Source organism: Herbaspirillum sp. B65 (assembly GCF_000333555.1).
Taxonomy (GTDB): Bacteria; Pseudomonadota; Gammaproteobacteria; order Burkholderiales; family Burkholderiaceae_D; genus Herbaspirillum; species Herbaspirillum rubrisubalbicans.
Genome location: NZ_BADI01000322.1, coordinates 1 through 1895 on the forward strand (window position 1 = coordinate 1; position 1895 = coordinate 1895).

General features: G+C 62.5%; 1 protein-coding gene and 2 pseudogenes. All 3 read left to right on the plus strand.

Translation table 11 applies throughout. The features are described 5' to 3' along the window. A pseudogene (locus I5W_RS08250) lies at positions 1–1152 on the plus strand (nitrite/sulfite reductase); the annotation flags it as partial. Further along, positions 1145–1672 (plus strand): DUF934 domain-containing protein, encoded by a 528-nt coding sequence (locus I5W_RS08255; RefSeq protein WP_017451662.1) that lies wholly within the window; start codon positions 1145–1147, stop codon positions 1670–1672. The pseudogene I5W_RS08250 and the gene I5W_RS08255, both read left to right, overlap by 8 nt. A gap of 38 nt (positions 1673–1710) precedes the next feature. Next, positions 1711–1895 (plus strand): annotated as a pseudogene (locus tag I5W_RS08260) (phosphoadenylyl-sulfate reductase); the annotation flags it as partial.

The following is a 1895-nucleotide window of genomic DNA, read 5'->3' on the forward strand; positions in this document are numbered from 1 at the left end:
GCATGACATCGGCCTGCACGTCATCAAGAATGAAGCCGGCGAAATCGGTTTCCGCGTGTGGTGGGCCGCGGCATGGGCCGCACGCCCATCCTGGGCAGCGTCATCCGTGACTTCCTGCCCTGGCAGCACGCCATGTCCTACCTGGAAGCCATCCTGCGCGTCTACAACCAGTACGGCCGCCGCGACAACATGTACAAGGCGCGCATCAAGATCCTGGTCAAGGCCATCGGCCCCGAGGAGTTCGCGCGCCAGGTGGAAGAAGAATGGGCCCAGATCAAGGACGGCCCCTCCACCCTGACCGAAGAAGAGCTGCAACGCGTAGCCAAGTTCTTCACCGACCCGGCCTATGAAACCCTGCCGGCGGTGGACGCCGAATATGAACGCCTGAAGGCGGAAGACCGTGGCTTTGCCAACTGGATCAAGCGCAACGTCAAGGCGCACAAGAAGGCCGGTTATGCCGCCGTGGTCCTGTCGCTCAAAAAACCGGGCGTGCCGCCGGGCGACATCACCGCCGACCAGATGAACTTTGTGGCCGACCTGGCCGACCAGTACAGCTTTGGTGAGCTGCGCGTGACCCACGAACAGAACCTGGTGCTGGCCGACGTCAAGCAATCCGAACTGTATGCGCTGTGGAAGGCCGCCAAGTCGCATGGCCTGGCCACCCCCAATATTGGCCTGTTGACCGACATCATCTGCTGCCCCGGCGGCGACTTCTGCTCGCTGGCCAATGCCAAGTCGATCCCGATCGCCCAGGCCATTGCCGAGAAGTTCGAGAACATCGACTTCCAGCATGACATCGGCGACATCGAGTTGAACATCTCCGGTTGTATCAATGCCTGCGGCCACCATCACGTGGGCAACATCGGCATCCTGGGCGTGGACAAGGATGGTTCCGAGTGGTACCAGGTGTCGCTGGGCGGCGCCCAGGGCAACGAGTCTTCGGTGGGCAAGATCATCGGCCCCTCGTTCTCGGCCACCCAGATGCCCACCGTCATCGACCGCCTGCTGCAGGTGTATGTCAAGCAGCGCACCGAGGAAGAACGCTTCATCGACACCGTGCGCCGCATCGGTGTGACCCCGTTCAAGGAATTCGTTTACGCAACGCCGATCCGTTCGGCCGAGTATGTCGCAGGAGAAGACGCAAATGCCTGAAATCATCAAGAACAAGACCGTCGTCAGTGACGACTGGAGCGTGCTGCGCCTGGCTGAAGGCGAGACCGCAGAGACCGTCAACGTCCCGCAAGGCCGCGTGATCGTGCCGCTCAAGGTATGGCAGGCGCAGGGCGAAGCCCTGAAGTCGCGCGCCGAGATCGGCGTCTGGCTGGCCAGCGATGAACGCCCGGAAGAACTGAAGGGCCAGTTGGACAGCTTCAAGGTCATCGCCGTGGACTTCCCCAAGTTCGCCGATGGCCGTGGCTATTCCATCGCCTACAACCTGCGCGCCCGCCTGGGCTATACCGGTGAGCTGCGCGCCATCGGCGATGTGCTGCGCGACCAGCTGTTCTACATGCAGCGCGTGGGCTTCGACGCCTTCGCCGTGCGGGCCGACAAGAACATCCATGACGCCGTCAAGGGCCTGACCGACTTCTCCGAGAAGTACCAGACCTCCTGGGACGAGAAGAACCCGCTGTTCCGCCGCGTCAAGCGCGAAACCGTGCAGACCGCCGACTGAACCGCTGAACCCAGATTGTGAAGAAGGAAGGACAGCCCATGGCTAACCCAGGCTTGCAAGACCTCATCGCCAAGACCCAGGCCACGCTGGAACGCATCGCCGCCGAGTACGCCCCGGCTGCGCTGGCCTCCAGCCTGGCGGCCGAAGACATGGTGCTGACCGACCTGATCCTGCGCGGCAAGCTGCAGGATAAGATCAGCATCTTCACCCGGAAACCGGTCGC

Bases quoted from the DNA above. Each gene is read 5' to 3' on its own strand.
- I5W_RS08255 (WP_017451662.1), top strand. From the start codon at position 1,145: ATGCCTGAAATCATCAAGAACAAGACCGTCGTCAGTGACGACTGGAGC.